The 17,500-nt window shown below is 60.8% G+C and carries 16 protein-coding genes and 3 pseudogenes; 3 read left to right on the top strand and 16 right to left on the bottom strand.

Features of this window, described 5'->3' with window-relative positions; translation table 11 throughout:
• Positions 1-98: 98 nt before the first annotated feature.
• On the bottom strand, positions 99-1,355 hold the full coding sequence (locus FHT77_RS19065; RefSeq protein ID WP_183756478.1) for an ABC transporter substrate-binding protein: 1,257 nt from the start codon (positions 1,353-1,355) through the stop codon (positions 99-101).
• Positions 1,356-1,513: 158 nt separating this feature from the next.
• On the opposite strand from FHT77_RS19065, the gene FHT77_RS19060 reads away from it, so the two are divergent.
• Positions 1,514-2,311 (top strand): GntR family transcriptional regulator, encoded by a 798-nt coding sequence (locus tag FHT77_RS19060; RefSeq protein ID WP_259186255.1) that lies wholly within the window; start codon positions 1,514-1,516, stop codon positions 2,309-2,311.
• A 147-nt stretch (positions 2,312-2,458) separates the two neighbouring features.
• On the opposite strand, the gene FHT77_RS19055 is transcribed toward FHT77_RS19060, so the two are convergent.
• Positions 2,459-3,088, bottom strand: coding sequence for an HAD-IA family hydrolase (locus FHT77_RS19055; RefSeq protein WP_183756569.1), 630 nt, complete (start codon positions 3,086-3,088; stop codon positions 2,459-2,461).
• 139 nt (positions 3,089-3,227) lie between these two features.
• Complete coding sequence (locus FHT77_RS19050) at positions 3,228-3,788, bottom strand: threonine transporter RhtB (RefSeq protein WP_183756477.1); 561 nt, start codon at positions 3,786-3,788, stop codon at positions 3,228-3,230.
• 220 nt (positions 3,789-4,008) lie between these two features.
• On the opposite strand from FHT77_RS19050, the pseudogene FHT77_RS19045 reads away from it, so the two are divergent.
• A pseudogene (locus tag FHT77_RS19045) lies at positions 4,009-5,041 on the top strand (IS110 family transposase).
• 303 nt (positions 5,042-5,344) lie between these two features.
• Here the strand turns inward: FHT77_RS19045 and FHT77_RS19040 are convergent.
• Together FHT77_RS19040 and FHT77_RS19035 are read right to left on the bottom strand one after the other, a co-directional pair.
• Positions 5,345-5,699 (bottom strand): annotated as a pseudogene (locus FHT77_RS19040) (alpha-amylase family glycosyl hydrolase); the annotation flags it as partial.
• Between the two features lie 170 nt (positions 5,700-5,869).
• Entirely contained in the window at positions 5,870-6,418 is a 549-nt protein-coding gene (locus FHT77_RS19035) for a transcriptional regulator (RefSeq protein WP_183756568.1), read from the bottom strand.
• Positions 6,419-6,669: 251 nt separating this feature from the next.
• Between FHT77_RS19035 and FHT77_RS19030 the strand changes: the two are divergent.
• Positions 6,670-6,999: pseudogene (locus tag FHT77_RS19030) on the top strand (sugar ABC transporter ATP-binding protein); the annotation flags it as partial.
• Positions 7,000-7,067: 68 nt separating this feature from the next.
• Here FHT77_RS19030 and FHT77_RS19025 read toward each other — a convergent pair.
• From FHT77_RS19025 to FHT77_RS18975, 11 genes are all read right to left on the bottom strand, one after another.
• Positions 7,068-7,541 (bottom strand): HNH endonuclease, encoded by a 474-nt coding sequence (locus FHT77_RS19025; RefSeq protein ID WP_310503295.1) that lies wholly within the window; start codon positions 7,539-7,541, stop codon positions 7,068-7,070.
• 207 nt (positions 7,542-7,748) lie between these two features.
• Positions 7,749-8,060 (bottom strand): ArsR/SmtB family transcription factor, encoded by a 312-nt coding sequence (locus tag FHT77_RS19020; protein ID WP_183756476.1) that lies wholly within the window; start codon positions 8,058-8,060, stop codon positions 7,749-7,751.
• A 785-nt stretch (positions 8,061-8,845) separates the two neighbouring features.
• On the bottom strand, positions 8,846-9,757 hold the full coding sequence (locus FHT77_RS19015) for an ABC transporter permease (protein WP_183756475.1): 912 nt from the start codon (positions 9,755-9,757) through the stop codon (positions 8,846-8,848).
• Positions 9,754-10,857 (bottom strand): ABC transporter permease, encoded by a 1,104-nt coding sequence (locus FHT77_RS19010; protein ID WP_183756474.1) that lies wholly within the window; start codon positions 10,855-10,857, stop codon positions 9,754-9,756. Before FHT77_RS19010 ends, FHT77_RS19015 begins: the two co-directional genes overlap by 4 nt.
• On the bottom strand, positions 10,854-12,374 hold the full coding sequence (locus tag FHT77_RS19005) for an ABC transporter ATP-binding protein (RefSeq protein WP_183756473.1): 1,521 nt from the start codon (positions 12,372-12,374) through the stop codon (positions 10,854-10,856). The genes FHT77_RS19010 and FHT77_RS19005 overlap by 4 nt, the downstream gene beginning before the upstream one ends.
• Before the next feature lie 3 nt (positions 12,375-12,377).
• Entirely contained in the window at positions 12,378-13,475 is a 1,098-nt protein-coding gene (locus FHT77_RS19000) for a BMP family ABC transporter substrate-binding protein (protein ID WP_183756472.1), read from the bottom strand.
• Between the two features lie 23 nt (positions 13,476-13,498).
• Positions 13,499-14,878, bottom strand: a complete 1,380-nt coding sequence (locus FHT77_RS18995) for an amidohydrolase (protein WP_183756471.1) — start codon at positions 14,876-14,878, stop codon at positions 13,499-13,501.
• Position 14,879: 1 nt separating this feature from the next.
• Positions 14,880-15,539 carry a glutathione S-transferase family protein gene (locus FHT77_RS18990; RefSeq protein WP_183756470.1) on the bottom strand — a complete coding sequence of 220 codons (660 nt, stop codon included), beginning with the start codon at positions 15,537-15,539 and terminating at the stop codon, positions 14,880-14,882.
• The gene (locus FHT77_RS18985) at positions 15,536-16,381 is read right to left on the bottom strand and encodes an aromatic ring-hydroxylating oxygenase subunit alpha (protein WP_183756469.1); all 846 of its coding nucleotides are present in this window, start codon (positions 16,379-16,381) and stop codon (positions 15,536-15,538) included. The genes FHT77_RS18990 and FHT77_RS18985 overlap by 4 nt, the downstream gene beginning before the upstream one ends.
• Positions 16,381-17,028: a Rieske 2Fe-2S domain-containing protein gene (locus FHT77_RS18980; RefSeq protein ID WP_183756468.1), complete on the bottom strand. Its 648-nt coding sequence runs from the start codon at positions 17,026-17,028 to the stop codon at positions 16,381-16,383. The genes FHT77_RS18985 and FHT77_RS18980 overlap by 1 nt, the downstream gene beginning before the upstream one ends.
• 160 nt (positions 17,029-17,188) lie before the next feature.
• The gene (locus FHT77_RS18975; protein ID WP_183756467.1) at positions 17,189-17,458 is read right to left on the bottom strand and encodes an acylphosphatase; all 270 of its coding nucleotides are present in this window, start codon (positions 17,456-17,458) and stop codon (positions 17,189-17,191) included.
• Positions 17,459-17,500 lie beyond the last annotated feature (42 nt).

Below are 17,500 nucleotides of genomic sequence, written 5' to 3'. Positions count from 1 at the left end.
GGCTTGCACAGGGGCAGGGCCGGCTTGCTGCCGGCGAAAAAGGACGCGGGGGTCAGCGCCACGGTCGCCCTGCGACGCCCCCCCGCGTCTTTTGCCGATTAGCGGCTTTCCTTGAGCTTCTCGAGGCGTTTGCCGAGTGAAGCGAAACCGTCCTTGGGATCGGTGGAACCCGACAGCATGTCGTGCACGGAGCGATAGAAGGCCTGGGAGACTCGGTTGTAGCTGGTGCCCGTATAGCCTGATGGCCGCACCGCACTGTCTGCGAAGGCCTGCTGGTTGTCCTTCAGGAACGGGATCTTTTCCAGAACCTCGGGATCGCTGTAAAGCGACTGGATGGATGGATTGAGGGTTGCGTCGACGGCACGCATCTTCTGCATGTCGGTGCCGGTGATGAAGTTCACAAAGTCTGCAGCGACCTCAGGCTTTGCACTGTACTTGGAAACGCCATAGTACATCGGACCAAGGCAACCGCTGGATTTCTGCCCCTCCTTGCCGACAGGCAGTGGCATGACCCCGACCTTGTCGATGATCGCGCTGCCCTCCTTGTGGGAGGTTCCCCAGACATATGGCCAGTTGCGATGGAATACTGCGTCGCCGGCTTCGAAGACCGCCCGTGACGCCTCCTCATCGTAGTTCAGGACGCCTTCCGGACTGATCGAACCAATCCATCCCTTTGCCTTCTTGATCGCCTCGGCGGCGTCGGCATTGTTGATCGTCACCTTTCCGTCATCCGAGATGATGGTGCCGCCGCCATTGGAGGCAATCACCTCGATCGCATCGCAGGTCAGGCCCTCATAGCTTTTTGCCTGCCAGGCATAGCCCCACATCTTGTCGTGGCCGTCAGCACGCTCCTTGTCCTGGATTTCCTTCGCCGTGCTGGCAAGTTCGTCCCAGGTCTTCGGCGGCTGCTTGCCATATTTTTCAAGGAGGTCCTTGCGATAGAACATCAGGCCCACATCCATGTAGGCGGGCATCGCGACAAGGTTGCCGTCAAGCTTTGCCGCATTCAGCGTCGAGGCGAAATGCTTGTCCTGGTCGGCCTGGGGGATCATCGTCTTCAGATCGAGAAGGTTGGCCTTGAACATGCCAAGCCAGATCACGTCGAGAAATAGGACGTCGACATCCTTCGATTTTGCGGCCAGCAACTGCTGGTAAAGCGGGATCGCATCATCGAGCAGCGCCGGCATCTTGTTGATCTTCGCCTCGTTTCCGGTCTTCGCCTTCCAGGCGTCGGCAACCTTGGTGCAAAGCTCGAATTCCGTCGGTGAACAGAAGGCCGAAATGGTTTCCGCATGTGCGGTGCTGGCCCAGAGGCCGGCAACGGCTGCAGCCGCAGCGAGGCATTTCTTCAACATGAGCTGTTCCTTGTCTTTATCACACTTGAACTGTGTGGAACTCTGTGGTTCCTGATCCTAATAGGACTGGTTATGACCAGTCATGTCAACTGGACTCTTGCACTTACTGCGAGCAAAGATGTGACACCGCCTAGCAAGCACCGATCCGGGAGCGGAGCGTGACGACAGGACAGAGAGCGACAAGCAAGGCCGGTGAGGCGACCATCGACAGGACTGCTCCCCGTCCGCTCCATCAACAGGTTTATGAGGCGCTGCTGTCGTCGATCCGCGAGGGGAAGGTGCCATTGCGCGGCAAGTTGCCTTCCGAGCGCGAGCTGGTTTCGCTCTACGATGTCAGCCGTATCACCATACGACATGCCGTGCGCGAACTGATCCGCCAAGGTGTCGTGCAAAGCCAGGCTGGCAAGGGTCTCTACGTTGTCGACAACGGTGCAGGTTTCGAGCTCGAAGTCCTCAAAAGCTTCACCAGCACCGCCCTTGCAAGTGGTCGCACGCCCGGGCAACGGCTGCTCGACATCGCCGTCGTCAAGGCATCGCTGGATGTCACCCGGCCGTTGATGCTGCCGCCTGGATCGGAGGTCATCGTCCTGTCGCGCTTGCGTCTGCTCGATAAAATTCCGGTCGTCCTGCAGACGGACTGGATCGCGGCGTCGAGGGCCCCCGGCCTGACCGGTCTTGACTGGACGATTGCAAATCGGTCGCTCTATTCTGAATTGCGAGAGCTCTACAAGATTCAGCCGCGCCGGGGCCAGACAACGCTCAGCGCGCGGCTCGCGAGTGCGGTGGAAGCAGAACTCCTTCAACTTCCACAGCCGGGGGCGGTGCTGACAGTCGACCAGATCGCCTTTGATGAGCGTGACCGGCCGATAAACATGACATCCCTGATCCACCACCCCGAACGTTACCCGCTGACATTGCTGCAGTCGGCCACCGGCGACTTCAAGCACTACGGTTGATGTTGTCGCATGGCGGAGGGCCGCGGCCTGTACCGCCGTTTCATAAGAGTGAGAGACGCGATGAACGGCACAAAACCGCGCGGCTCTGAATTGTCATCCCGGCGACCTCGATCGCTCCTCGGCCCTCGCTCCTTGGCCCCGGGACGGCTACCCGATGATCTGTCGCCTAGGGACAATTGACATCAGACCGTCCCCAGCGATTTCGGGAGAAATGGTCGTGTAGTTTTCGATTGATGGGCGATTGCCGAGATCTTGCTTGTGACCGGCGGCTGTTATCACCAGGACGCTTGCTCCCGCCGCTTCGCCCGCCTGCACGCCGGCCTCGACATCCTCGAAGACGAGACAGTCGGCTGAACGAACGCCGAGGACCTCGGCGCCAAGGATGTAGCACTGGGGATTCGGCTTGCCGATGGTAACGTCGTCTCCGGTGACCATGAAGCGGGGAACGGGCAGCCCTGCTGCGCCAAGCCGGCGTAGGGCCAGAGGCTTGGTCGAGGAGGTTACGATTGCCCAGCGCTCGGGCGGCAGCGCGGCGAGGAACTCCGCAGCGCCGGGAATGGCGACAACACCGTCGACGTCGTCGATTTCGGCCTTCGTGATCTTGTCGGATTCTGCGACAGGATCGATACCGGGAAGGCCGAGCTGACGGATCGTGTCGATACCCCGTTTTCCGTGCATGGTCGGCAGGAAGCGGACGGGATCAAGTCCGTGGCGCTCTGCCCAGGCTCCCCAGACCCGTTCCGCTGACGCGGTCGAGCTCAGGATGGTGCCGTCCATGTCGAAGAGGAACGCGGCATACTGGTTTGGATCGGGAAAGGCGGACGGCACGGTGATCTCCTGGCTTTACGGATACGGCCTCATATGTGGCCTGTGTCGCAGAAGGCCGCAAGGATCGGACTGACGATCATCGTGGAGATCACGTGAGACCGCTGAGCGTCAGCATGACGCAGAAAACGAGAAGAACCGCGGAGCCGCAGCGCCGGGCAAACAGCGGCATTTCCTGCCTCCGGCCGATGATCGCCCGTCCGAAGGCAAGCCACAGAGCGGAGGTCGCCGCCGTGGTTGCCAACAAAACCAGCATAGTCGGGACGGCATCTGCCCCCACTGACGGCACCATGGCCAGCCCGATGATGATGGCCTTCGGATTGAGGAGCGTCGTGACGAAGAGTTCGCGCGGGCCAACGGTTGCTGCCTTCCCACCTTGAGAAGGTGCCCACAGTTTCAATGCCAGGGCGAGAACCCAGGTCGCCGCAAGAAACTTCACGGCCTGGGCGATTTCGGGATGTGAATGAAAGATTGGACTGGCAAAGCCGGAGACCAGCAGGACCATGATTTGATAGGCGACAACCACCGCACCCACAAGCGTGAGGCATCGTCCTGGTGTGAGGGCGGAGGTGGCCAGGGCAAGCACGGCATTTGTCGGGCCGGGTAGAACGAGAAGGCCAAAGACGCCAAGCCCGAATGTTAAAAGATCCATGTCACAAACCTTCCTATCTGGCATCCTTCTGGCATCGACCGCGTCAACAGTCTTGATCGGAATCAACTGTGACGACGCTGATGAGAATATTGGCTTATAACTAGATGCCGTAATGGGCCGGCGTCTCATGAGTAGCCAGTTGGGTGGCTGTCCCTCAGAATGATGATGTTTGGAAACGAGGTCCGAGCGATCGGCCTCAAGCATCATGAGAGGAACAGCCATGGAATATTATGCAGGAATTGACGTCTCGCTGAAAGAGAGCAGCGTGTGCGTGGTCGACGCGACGGGCAAGTTGGTTCGCGAGGTCAAGGTAGGCAGCGAGCCTGAATGCCTGGTCGGGTATTTTGATCAACTGGACTTTCCGGTAGAGCGCATCGGCCTTGAAGCGGGGCCGTTGTCCCAATGGCTACACGCGGCTCTCGTTGCTGCGGGTCATGAGGTGGTTTTGCTGGAAACGCGGCATGTGAAGGCGGCGCTTTCGGCGATGACGGTGAAGACCGACCGCAAGGATGCACGGGGGGATCGCGCAACTGCTCCGCATGGGGTGGTATCGTCCGGTCCACGCCAAATCGTCGCCGGCCCAGGACACTCGGGCTCTCTTGGTTGGCCGCAAGCTTCTGCAATCCAAGCTGCTCGACGTCGAGCTCAGCATCCGGGGTATCCTGCGTGGCTATGGATTAAAGGTCGGCGAAGTCAGCCGAGGGCGTTTCGAGGCGCGCATCCGCGAACTGATTGCAGGGCATGCGATATTGTCGATGGTGATTGACGCGATGCTGACGGCGCGAGCAGCGCTGTGGAGCGAATTTACGAAGCTGCACCGCGAGATGCTCAGGATCGCCCGCGCCGACAGAGTTTGCCAACGGCTGATGAGTGCCCCGGGTGTCGGTGCCTTGGTTGCGCTGACCTACCGCTCCGCGGTCGATGATCCAGCCCGGTTCGAAAAGTCCAGCACAGTGGGTGCCTACTTCGGGCTGACGCCGAAGAAATATCAATCCGGCGAAACTGATCGCGATGGCGGTGTCAGCAAGGTCGGCGACGCGATGGTGCGAACCGCATTGTTCGAGTCCGCGCACATCATGCTGACGCGGGCGACGCGCTTTTCCAGTCTAAAGCGCTGGGCGCTCGATGTGGCCAGGCGCCGCGGGATGAAGCGCGCGAAGGTTGCCCTTGCACGCAAACTGGGCGTTGTTCTTCACCGCATGTGGATGGATGCGACGGACTTTCGCTGGAGCGCAAACCCTATGGCCGCATGAAGAGAGCTACGTGATTGACGCGGGCAAGTGCAAGGCTTGCGTCTGATGAGGTCCCGTCGCTGGGACGCAGGCTTGGCAAGGTCGTGTGTAGTGCTGTGACCGCTTCGGCGAAGCACGCTTTCTAGATTGACCTGTCGGCTTGTTGATCTGATGGCATAGTGTGGCGGTCTTCGTGCTGACCACGGACAGAAGCATGGCCTCAGCGACGAGATAATCATTCAGAGGGACTTGACGAACAAAGGCCCATTACAGAAGTTATAGTGTATCTATCTTATATCTCCATAAACCGGAGATGTGCGCCTTGTCCGAGCATGCGTCCCTGAACCACGGATGCTGGTCAGAGGTGTGATTGACGACAAGATCGATCAGGACGCGTATGCCGCGCTGTTTTGCGCCATGGGTGAATTCGACGAAATCGCCAAGCGTGCCGTATCGACGATCGACGTTGTAGTAGTCGGAAACGTCGTAACCGTCGTCGCGTCCGGGGGACGTCTGGAAGGGCTCAGCCATTATGGCGGTGACGCCGAGTCCGGCGAGATAGTCGAGACGTCGCTCAAGGCCCTGAAAATCACCTACGCCGTCGCCGTTCACCATCCATGAATCTTCCGACGGAAAGACAATAGAAGACGGCGTTCTTGTACCAGAGGTCATTGATCAAGATCATGCTCCCTTGAAAGACGCACCCCGGATGCAAGCGTGCGAGCCCACGAAAGGTTCCCTGGCCAGGAGTGAAGGCCCGATCCGGTACGCAGAGACCGAGCCCCCGGGCATCGTGACGTGACGCCGTTGCGCAACGGAAGGAAAGGGCCGCAGAGCGTGACGCCCCCTCTATGTGAGGCTCTTGCCCGTGCGCCTTGCCGCTTCATTGCGAACCAGGTGCCAGCATTGAAGGTCAAGCATTGCGTCGGGCAGGGCGCGGTGGGTTGGCGCATTGCCGGACCTGATGGTGGCAATGACGCCCTCGACAAGGTTTGCGAGCGCGGCTTCGTCCGCTGCAGGTGCCATGAGATCGCGCGCAGCGGCGAGAAATGCGTCCCTGGATTTGCCGATCCTCAGAGCGTGGCGTGGCAGGCCGCCGGCGCGCAGGAGGACGCTCAGCCATTTTCCGTCCCATGAGGGAGCGCTGGCATAGAGGTCGTGCCCTGAAAGCTCTTTCATCATGCCCTGCGCCACCTCATCCGCGGCGATGCCGTCGCTATCGATGAGTTCTCGCGAAATGCCGTGGATCGCTTGCGCCTCGGTGGACCAATCGGTCCAGTCGGGTGCGGGGCGTATCAGGAAGGAACGGGAGCGACCGTCCTGAAACACCCAGGCAACCTCGATCGGGAAGCTCTGCTTGGCGAGTGACGATGCTTCGAAATCCAGGAATACGATCAAGGGGATATCACCGGTGCTGCTGCCTCCCACCATGTCATTGGCCAGGCTCGGGGGCGCGCGTCGAGCCAGTGACGAATTGGCCAGTGACGACTTGGCCAGTGACGACTTGGGCCAGTGACGAGGCGGCGCCTTGCAGCATCGGTATCATATCCGGCCGCCGTTGGCAGCCATTACATCGGATAGCTCGAGGTTCGGGACGAGCCGCTCGTCGCAGTGCAGACCGGCCTGCTGGCCAGACAAGCCCAAGGCGCTCTGGAAGTCAGCGCCAGCGCGTCGCGATCGGCCGCGCCATCATTCGCAATCCGCAGGTCTTCTTTTCGAGGAGCCGCTATCGAATCTCGATGCACCACTGCGCTGCACCTCGAACGAACTGCACGCGAAACTCGGCGCGACGATGATCTACGTCGCCCAAGATCAGGTCGAGGCATTGACCATGGCAGACAAGATCGTTGTCCTGAATGGCGGGAAATCGAACGGGTTGGCAGCCCATGACGCTCTACAACAACCTTGCAACGCCTTTCGTCGCCGGGTTCAACGGGGCACAGAAGATGAACTTCTTCAATGGAGAGCCTGCTGCGAAAGAGATGGTGAAGCCCCGGCGCAGCAGGGCAGGCACCTGAAAGCAGAGGACTTGCCGGAGCCAGTCGGACTAACGCCAAGGATGGACTTGCCGGCGAGCGCAGCAAGGATGATCGGGAGCTGTCCCTTTCGGGAAATGGGAGACACCGAACAGGCGCAGCACCGGGCCGAAATTCATGTCGGCTTCGAGCGATCGCGCATCCCGGTCGAGCCAGCGGGCAAGACGCATTGCCCAGCGCTCGATTGCCCGTCTTGCCAGCCGTCCGGCGAGGTTCGGGTGATGTGCTGCATGGCAGCCGTTGCAGAGCACGACCAGGCTCGACAGTTCATAGGAGCCGCCCATCGATCGCTGCAGGAGGTGATGAAAGTCAGCATCACGCGATCGCAGCTTCGTCAAGCACGAAACGCACTTGTATCCATCCCGCGCAAGCACAAGGCGGCGCGTGTCTTCCCAATGTCCCACGAGGCGAAGCTCGTCGTCGGTTGTCGTGCTGCCAGTCTGAAGGATAGTCGCTGAGAAATGGAACCAGATTGGTGCCCTCACACCGGCCGCGCTGCCCGGTCTGAAGCCCCGGGCGCGGCTTGCAAGGCATGGGCTATCGCACCAGTTTTCGAAGCCGCGGCATTCCCCTGGAAGCCATGACAGGCGCGGTGAAGGGGCGCGGCACTGATGGCATGACAGTCGTCCGCAGGGAGGCAACCCGATGGTCGCCGCAACGATAAGCGCCGATCGGCCGATGGTTGGCGAACGTCAGCTGGCGGCCTTCAAGGCCTGCGTCGAACGTCCAGTGATCTCGTTGAGCGTCGAGAGAATCTTTCGAACGCCGTAGTGGTCGGTCGAATAATAGATCGTCTGGGCGTCGCGACGGGTTTTCACGACATTCCCCTCACGAAGACGGGCGAGATGCTGGGAGAGAGCCGATTGCGAAAGGCCGACGCGTTTCGCCAAGTCGCCGACGTTCAATTCATTGTCCAGGAGAAGGCTGGCAATCAGCAGTCTTTTTTCATTTGCCAGGAGCGAAAGAAGTCTAGCCTCTTCCTCGAATTCTGTATCCATGCGCATTTCAGGAGTTCACCTACATTCACAAAATCGATCGCTTACTTAAACGTAAGATGACAAAATAGCCATAACCATGATTGAATTTGATTGGGCTACTTTAGGTTAATAGACCTTCGACCGGGTCCGAACCGGAACCCGGGACTGTAGCGATCAACTCTATAAGGCCGGCGGATCGGGCGCGAGTTTTGTAAAGTTCGGCCTGAGCATTGGCGGAAATTCAGAAGGAGCTTTTCCGGCCGACTACTCAATCTGCCGGAATGCGTGAAGAGCGTTGTGGTCGTCCAATGTTACGAATACGCCGTGCGTGAACACATCACGGACCGGCGTCGTCTTGCCGATTTGCCTTTGTCCTATAAGGTTGACAACGCGGGTGTTCTCCAGCGCCGGCTGTCTGAGCCTATCGTTCGGCTGGGAAGGATGCCGTTGTCGCTGCGTCGAGCGCGTGACGGCCGAATGGATTGATAGCCACGAGTACCATCAATATGGCAGCCGCTGACCAAATTCTGACTAAAACGATATTGGCTTTCATTCGATAACCGTGGGCGCGTACGCTGAACTGGTCGCGCAAGGTTCTAGTACTATTCATTGGTCAAAAAAAGATTACCGCGATCCGCTGACCTGACGACCGATGCTGCCATCCGCAGCCTCTGTCGCCTGGCGGTTTCTGTCGGTCGAGATGACGCCGTGCGACCAATATTTATGCCCCTGTGGTAGATCTGATTGGCTGTGACCGGCTTGCTCTCATTCCGGGTTGGTAGGCGAATCCACGATCGCCCCTGGACCGGTGTTCAGCGTTCGAAGGGCTCGCCGAGCGCTGCTACCCCATTCAGCTTTAGAAGACGCCGGTCTGACGAAATGATGCCGAGGACAAGGATAGTGACGAGGTAAGGCAGACTTGCCAGCAACTGCGATGGAATGTTCACGCCTGTTGCCTGTGCGGCAAGTCCCATCAGGGAGACCGCTCCAAACAGGCAGGCGCCAAGGAAGATCCGGCCGGTAAGCCAGGTTCCGAAAACAACAAGTGCGATCGCAATCCATCCGCGACCTGCGATCATTCCGTCGGCCCAGAGCGGAGTGTAGACGACTGCGGCATAGGCGCCGGCAAAGCCTGCCATGGTCCCGCCGAAGGCGACGGCCGCAACGCGAACGGCAATGACGGGATAGCCGATGGCGTGCGCTGCCTTCGGGTTCTCACCGACGGCACGCACGACCAGGCCGGTCTTGCTGTAGGAAAACATCGCCCAGATCGCGAGTGTTGCTACGAGTGAAAGCCAGACGACGATGTCCTGTATGAAGAGCCCGCCAACGACAGGGATCTGGGAGAGAAAGGGAATGGCGATCTTGGAGATCCCAGGAACGGTAAGCGCTTCATAGGGCTTACCGAACAGCGCCGAAAGCCCTTGGCCGAGGATACCAATGGCGAGCCCGGCCGCGACCTGGTTTGCCCGGAATCCAAGTGCGACAAAGGCAAAGACCAGCGACAGCAGCGCACCGCCGACGCCAGCGGCGACGAAGCCGAGAAAATGTCCGCCCCCATGGTAGACGATCACGAAGGCGAGCACCGCGCCGAAGGCCATCAGACCCTCGATACCCAGGTTGAGCACGCCGGCGCGTTCGACGACGAGTTCACCGAGAGCGGCGAGAAGAAACGGCGTCGCGGCCGCGAGCGTGCCGGCAAGGATGAACTGGAGGGCGTTCATGATTGGCTCCGGTGAACGGCGCGAGGCCAGTCGATGCGGTACCGCACGAAGGCGATGGCTATGAGGTAGGCGAGCAGGAGACTGCCCTGGAAGACGCGGACAGCAGCGATCGGCAGATTGGCCGAGACCATCGCATTGTCCCCGCCGATGTAAAGAGCTGCCATGATCAGCGAGGAAACGATGATGCCGAGCGGATGCAGACCTCCGAGATAGGCGACGATGATGGCGGCATAACCGTAGCCGGTCGAGATCGAGCGCTGCAACTGTCCGAGCGGCCCCGCGACCTCGGCAGCGCCGGCAAGGCCCGCGGCAAAACCGCCGATCAGCAGCGAGAGCCAGATCGCCCCGCTTTCACTGAAGCCGGCATAGCCGGCAGCGCGAGGGGCAAGCCCCCCCACCTGGAGCTTGAAGCCGGTAAAGCTGCGCTGCATGAAGATCCAGGCAAGGGCGGACAGCACAAGCGTGATCACAAGCGAGACATTGACGCGGGTGCCGGGAATGAGAAGCGGCACCATGGCATCGTACTGGAACATCACCGACTGCGGGAAGTTGAAACCGTTCGGGTCCTTCCATGGGCCTAGCAGCAGGTAGTAGAGGAGTTGAGCTGCCACGAGGCTCAGCATCAGCGATACGAGGATTTCGTTGGCGTTGAACCGGACACGCCAGACGGCGGTCAGTGACGCCCAGAGCGCGCCGCCGACGGCGCCGAGCAGTAGCATCGCCGGCCAGATCCATTGGCCGGTAGCGTTTGGATACCAGATCGGAATTGCCGAAGCGAAGATCGCGCCGAGAATGAACTGGCCCTCGGCGCCGATGTTGAAGACCTTCGCGCGAAAGCCGATCGCAAGACCCTGGGCAATGAGAAGAAGCGGCCCCATCTTCAGGAGTACTTCGGAAAACGACGACCAGGACAGGAACGGTTCGAGCAGCATCGCATAGACGACGGCTGTCGGGTCACGGCCCATCAGGACATAAAGTGCGAGATTGAGAAGCGTGGCCACCACGAGCGCGATTGCCGGGGCAAGCAGGGTTGCAGTGAGAGAGGCGCGCTCCCTGCGCACGAGGCTCGGGAGGAAATGGAGGGTGGAGGATGCGCTCATGCGAAAGCCTTCTCGGAGGATTGTGCCCCCATCATGTAGCGACCGATCTCTTCCGGCCGGGTATCGCGGGTGACGAGTGGCCGGCTCAGCGTGCCGTGATAGAGCACCTGGATGGAATCGCAGAGCTCGAAAAGCTCCTCGAGTTCCTCCGAAATGACGAGGATGGCCATCCCTTCGTTGCGCAGGGTAATAAGCCGGCGGCGTATGGCAGAGGCTGCTCCGACATCGACGCCCCATGTCGGTTGGGCGACGAACAGCAGCTTCGGCGACAGCATCATTTCGCGTCCGACGATGAATTTTTGCAAGTTGCCGCCGGACAGAGAACCAGCCTCCGCCTCCGGACCGGAGGCGCGAACGTCATGCTGGCGCATGCAGTCCTCGGTAAAGGCAATGGCTTTGGCTCTGTCGACGAGGCCATGCTGCAGAAGATCGAGGGGATGCGCAGTCAGGAGGCTGTTAAGGGTGAGGGGCATTTCCGGTACGGCGCCGCGCCCGAGCCGGTCCTCCGGCACGAAGGCGAAGCCGAGCTTCCGGCGTGCGGCCGCATCGAGCCTGCCGACGTCCCTGCCCATCATGAGGATATGGTTCGCCTGGTCGCGAGGCAGCATTGTTTCGCCCGATATCAGCCTGGCGAGCTCGGCCTGTCCGTTTCCCGAGACCCCAGCTATGCCGAGAATTTCGCCAGCGCTCACCGCCAGGCTGATACTGGAAAGGGAAACAGCAAACGGGTCGTCGGGACGGTGGCTGAGGTTATTGATCTGGAGCCGCTTTTCGCCACCGGCGTGGGGAACCGCCGGCATCGGCTCCGGCATGTCGTGACCGATCATCATGCGGGCGAGGTCATGGGCATCGTGCTCGCGCGGATCCACGTTGCCGGTCACCTTGCCGCCGCGCAGGATCGTCGCGTGATCGCAGATTGCCCGGATCTCCTCCAGCTTGTGCGAAATGAACAGGATCGAAACGCCGCCATCCCGCAACCGGCGCAAGGTATCGAACAGCGTCTCGACGAGCTGGGGCGGCAGCACGGAGGTGGGCTCGTCGAGGATCAGGAGCTTCGGGTTGGTCATCAGGCAGCGAATGATCTCGACCCGCTGGCGCTCCCCGACGGAAAGCGCGTGCACGTGGGCGAGAGGGTCGACTTCGAGGCCGAAATCGCGGCCGAGTTTGCGGACGCGCTCGGTCAACTCGCCCTTGCGTCCGGGTACCACCAGATGGATGTTTTCAATGACCGTCAGTGTCTCGAACAGCGAAAAATGCTGGAAGACCATGCCAATGCCGCGACGGCGCGCCTCGGCGGGAGAGGCGAGGTCGAGGACCTCGCCTTCCCAGGCGACGGTTCCGTCGTCCGGCTGCTCGACGCCGTAGATGAGCTTCATCAGCGTCGACTTGCCCGCCCCGTTCTCGCCGAGGATCGCATGGATGGATCGCGCAGCCACGTCCAGATCAATGCCCTGGTTGGCTTTGGTCTGGCCGTAGCTCTTGGAGATGCCGCGGAGTGACAGAAGGGGTGCAGGCATGGCTTACTTCGGCAGAGGCGTGGTGACGCCCTTGACGTGCCAATCCATGGCAATGATTTCCGCGTCCGAAAGCGTCGCGGCTGCAGCCGCGGCCTGGCTGCCATCCGCCTTGGTGACCGGACCGGCAAAGGGCGAGCCGCTCCCGTCGGCGAACTTGGCCTCGACTTCCTTCATTTTCGCCGCCACGTCGGCCGGGATATCCGGGCTTGCATCGGCAATGTGAACCACCTTTTCCTTCATGCCGAGGAAGGCGTTGGCACCCTTGAAGGTCCCCGCCAGGTGGGCGTCGACGGACGCCTTGAAGAACGGCGACCAGTCGGTGGCGGCACAGCCGAGGTAAAACTTCGGCGCATATTTCTTCATCGAGGAATTGAGGTTCAGCGAATAGACACCTGCCGCTTCGCAGGCCGAAACCACCGACGGCGTGTCCTGGGCATTGGAGAAGATCACGTCGCAGTCCTGGGCGACGAGCGCCTTGGCTGCTTCCTGCTCCTTGGCCGGGTCGAACCAGGAGTTCACCCAGACGACCGTAACCTCTGCCTTCGGGTTGACTGCCTGTGCGCCGAGGGTGAAGGCGTTGACGGAGGCAATCAGTTCCGGAATGGCGAAGGCGGAGACGGAGCCGAGCTTGCCCGTCTTCGAGAGTGCGGCGGCCGCCATGCCGAGCACGTAGGTGCCTTCGAAGTTCTTGGCAGCGAAGGGCGAGAAGTTCGGCGCGACCTGGAAGCCGGAAGCATGAAGCACGCTGACCTTCGGATTACGACGCGCGATCTGCAGCGCACCATTCTGGTAGCCGAAGGAGCCGGCGATGAGGAAGTTGTTCCCGTCGGCCACCGACTTCGTCATGATGCGGTCGGCATCCGGACCTTCCGCGATGTTTTCGAGCACGGTGACCTTGACCTTGTCGCCATGGGCGGCTTTGACCGGTTCGAGCCCGTCCTGGAGCGCGCGGCCCCAGCCGACATCGCCGATCGGCGAGGGAACGACGAGGGTGATGCCGAGCGGGCCGTCGGCTGCGAGGGTTGCTCGTGCGCCGAAGGTGCCGGCAAGGCTTGCGGCGGCAACGCCCTGCATCAGAGTTCTGCGGGTGATGTTGGTCATTTTGGTTCCCCTTTTTGCATGTTTTAGAAATTGACGGTCGCGAGCGCGGCCTCGGCTTCGGCAAACAGCCGCTTTTCGTCAAGGCCGATGAACTCGCCGTTCTCCCACACGATCTGGCCGTTGATCATCGTCATGTCGGTCGCCATGCCGATGCCGACCTTGGCAATCAGGCTCAGCGGATCATGACGTGTGCCGACGTAGTCCATGCGTCGCGTATCGATGGCAAACAGGTCGGCCGCCATCCCGGGCGCCAGCCTGCCGATGTCCGCTCGACCAAGCAGCGCCGCGCCACCGGTCGTGGCATAGCCGAGGAAGTCGACCGGAACCGGGACGGGGTGTTTTCGCCCTGAAGCCGCCAGGCATTGCAGCATGTAGGCCGAGTGCACGCAATGCATCAGGTTCGAATTGTCGTTCGAAGCAGCGCCATCGCAGCCGATCCCGATACGCAGGCCTAAGGCCTGCATGGCCGGTATGTCTGTCACCTCTGCCCCGACCAGATAGACCGGTTCCGGGCAATGGGAAACGCCGGTGCCATCTGCCGCCATCTTCGCCAGTTCGTCATGGCTGAGTTCCCAGCAATGGGCATAGAAGGCATCGGGGCCGGCAAATCCGAGTTCCGCGCAATAATCGACGGTCCGCATTCCGTGGCGCGCCGCAATGACCGGGCTCTCTCCTTCTCCGACGTGGGTGTGCATCCGCACTCCGCGATCGCGTGCCAGCGCTACCGACTCCACAAAGGTCTCGCGATAGCTGTTGACGGGCTGACAGGGGGCAACCACCACTTGTCGCATGCTGAACGGACTGTCGTCGTGATAGGTGTCGATCAGGCGGGCGCAATCGGCGATGAATTCGTCCGTCGTTTCCAGCATGGCGTCCGGGATGGTCGACCCTTCCGATTTCGGCAAGGTGTTGCCGCCACGCCCGGCGTGAAAGCGCATGCCAAGCAGCTCGGCAGCCTCGAACTGCCGGTCGATCAGCCGTTTGCCGGCATGTCTCGGGAAACAGTACTGGTGATCAAACGCCGTCGTGCAGCCATGCTTGATCAGTTCGGCCATGGCGGTGACAGAGGAGTGATAGAAGCAATCCTCGTTGAGCCGCGAGAAGACCGGATAGATCAGATCAAGCCATTCGATGACAGACAGTTTCGTCCAGTCGAGGTCGGCCCGGTTGCGTACGAAAGTCTGGAAGAAATGATGGTGCGTGTTGACGAGCCCGGGATAGACGAACCAGCCGCTGGCGTCCCTGGTTATCGTATTCGCCGGAAGCTCAAGCTCAGCCAGATTGTCACCGATCGCCCGCATGACGGGACCATCCGTCAGGACATCGACATTGCGACGGGCGGTCGGCCCCTTGCCGTCGTCGACGACGACAGCGGCGCAGTTTTTCAGGAGATAGCCGGCCATGTCATTCCTCACCCGCCTCGATCGATGGGTCGGGCTTCAACTCATGCAGCCGATGAATGCCCGGCATCTCGATGAAACCGTCGAGCGCGCGAATGGCGCGCGACCAGAGACGGATAGCTGGGTAGGGATCAAGCAGGACGCCGCCATCGGGGGCGAGCGCGACATAGGGGAAGCAGGCTATGTCGGCGATCGTCGGCCGGTCGCATGCGAGGAACGACTTGCCCCGCAGTCCCTGTTCGACCAGGCCCGCCTCAAGTTCGCGCAACGCCGCGATCCCGTGCGCCTGGAGAGCGGCGATGTCACCTGGCCTGTGCAGCATCTCATGCAAGCGAGCCCCACCGAGATTGGCGGTCAATCGATGTGAGAAGGAAAGCCACTGCTGCACGCGGGCTGCCTGTTCGGCCGTGCCGTCACCCAGCCACTCGGGCGCGGTTTTCATCGAGAGATAGACGAGCATCGCCGAGGATTCGGTCAAGACAAGATCGCCATCCTCCAGGATCGGGATCGAACCGGCCGGGTTCAGCCCCAGGAGCTCTGCTTTCCGATGCTCGCCGCCCGGATGGAAATCCACGGGCCTGATCTTAAGAGGAATGCCCGTCAGGGCAGCCATCAGGCGCACTTTGTAGCAGCTCGGGGAAAGGATGTAATCGTAGAGTTTCATTGCGCCACCAGCTGTGCACCATAGGTGTAATTGTGACGTTTGAGCCAGCGCCGGTAAGCCACGGACGTCATGTCAGCGCGGGTGGGGATCTCCATCCCGGGATCGAGCGGCAACAGGTGGGGGATCTGGTTTTCGAGGATCGACCGGTCCTGCAGAAAGATAGTCTGCTGGAAATGGATGAGGTCCGTCATCGAGGTCTCGTCGTCAAAGAGCGCCATCCACGGCCAGACATCGCAAAGATCCTCGGCCAGCGGCTGGACGAAGAGGGTAATGACATCCCATTCGGTTGGCCGGGGTGGGCAGGTCTTGTAGAGCACCGAGCAGGTCGGTGACGGGACGCGATACATGTATTCCGTGGTGATACCGCCGCTTGCGGACTTCGCCGCCTGCGGCTGGTAGAACTTGACCTGGGTTGCCCAGACCTCGTCCTCGACGTCTCGGATTTCCACCTTGTAGTTCTGGACTTCCGTGTGTGGCTCGGCGCCGAGAATGTCGGTGTGAACGAAAGGAAAATGCGCGATGTCGAGAAAGTTCTCGACCGCGCGCAGGGGCGAACAGCGGACGCGAACGACACCGACTTCGACAAACCGGCGGCCGGGCTGATCAGCCTCGGGAATGGAAAAGAGGTCCTTGGTAGGTTCTCCAAGCGATGACCAGACATGTCCGAAACGCACGAGGACGGGAAGGATCCGACCTGCGGAGGTTATTACAACAGCGTCTCCGTTCGCGTCGGCCGAGACCGCGATCTTTTCCCCCATCAGGGCCGTCTTGTAGACGCCCATGGCGAGGTGGCTGAACAGGCCAACGGGATACCACTCGTTGAGCATCGCATTCCCTGCCATTATGCGATCCCTCCCTGCAGGCTTTCAGCGCGTCTGCGCAGGCTTTCGGCTGCCCTGGACGCCATGATGCGTTCGGCGGGCGTCGCGCCGTCATCGACGAGAACATGAACGAGCGTGCGGTGCGGTTGCAATTCGACGAGCAGCAGGCGGACTGCCTGCGAATTCTCCACGGTTTCCAGCACGCCGCGCGCGTCCAGGGTCGCGCCGGCGGCGCGCTCGATGGCGCCAATGTCTGCTTCCACCGTCAGCGACCGCAGCGGAACAAGGCCGGCGAGTGCGGGCGGTTGATGGGCGGGGTCTCCGACAGCCACCCAGAGCAGGCCGTCTGCCTCCTCGACCTTTTGGGTTGCGACGCGGATTGTCTCCGGCGGCGAGAGGCCGGGATGGGCTGGAATGCGAAGACAATTTCCTGCCTGTGAGTAGCTCCAGCCGTGATAAATGCAGGACAAGGCCTCGCCGCGGACAAAGCCATGCGACAGGCGCATGCCACGATGGGGACACCGGTCAGCCGAGGCCGCGACGCGACCCGACTGTGACCTCCAGAGAGCGATCGAGCCGGCTGTTGTGCGTGCGGGGATGACCGTTGCTGGCGGTAGATCCCCTGATAGCGCAACTGGCGCCCAGAAGCCCGTCATTTCGGCTGGCATGGTTTGAACTTTCTTTATATTATCAATGTCTTGTCGTACTTCAAGTGTGGCTGGTCATTTCACGACTTGCAACGGGCGGAAAGCACGTTTGCATAATCTTTTCGCATTGGCAACGCTGATCAAATAACGTGCACTGGAAAATCGAGGCGGCGTTCCCGGGCTAGTTTGGATCCTTGCCAACCGGCGTTCGAACGATGGTTTCCACCCAGACATCGATGGGGCCGAGCGAGCATCCCATTTCCATCATGTCGATCAACTCTTCGGGGCCGGCAACATCGAGTTCGATCCGATCGGCACTGCTGTGGGATATGGATTGCGACAGGCCGAGTTTTTCAGCGTGACGCCTGATCCAGGGGACGAAGGAGGGGGCCTCGAGGTCTCCGAGGATTGTTATTCGTTCCTTCGGTTGAGCCTGTGTTTGTTCTGCCATGAACGTCTCGCGCTGTGTTTGATCACAGCATAGCGTCTAATC

Source organism: Rhizobium sp. BK181 (assembly GCF_014193305.1).
In the GTDB taxonomy this organism is placed as follows: Bacteria; Pseudomonadota; Alphaproteobacteria; order Rhizobiales; family Rhizobiaceae; genus Rhizobium.
Note: the sequence above shows the minus strand (reverse complement) of the source record. Positions and strands in the feature narration are given on the sequence as shown.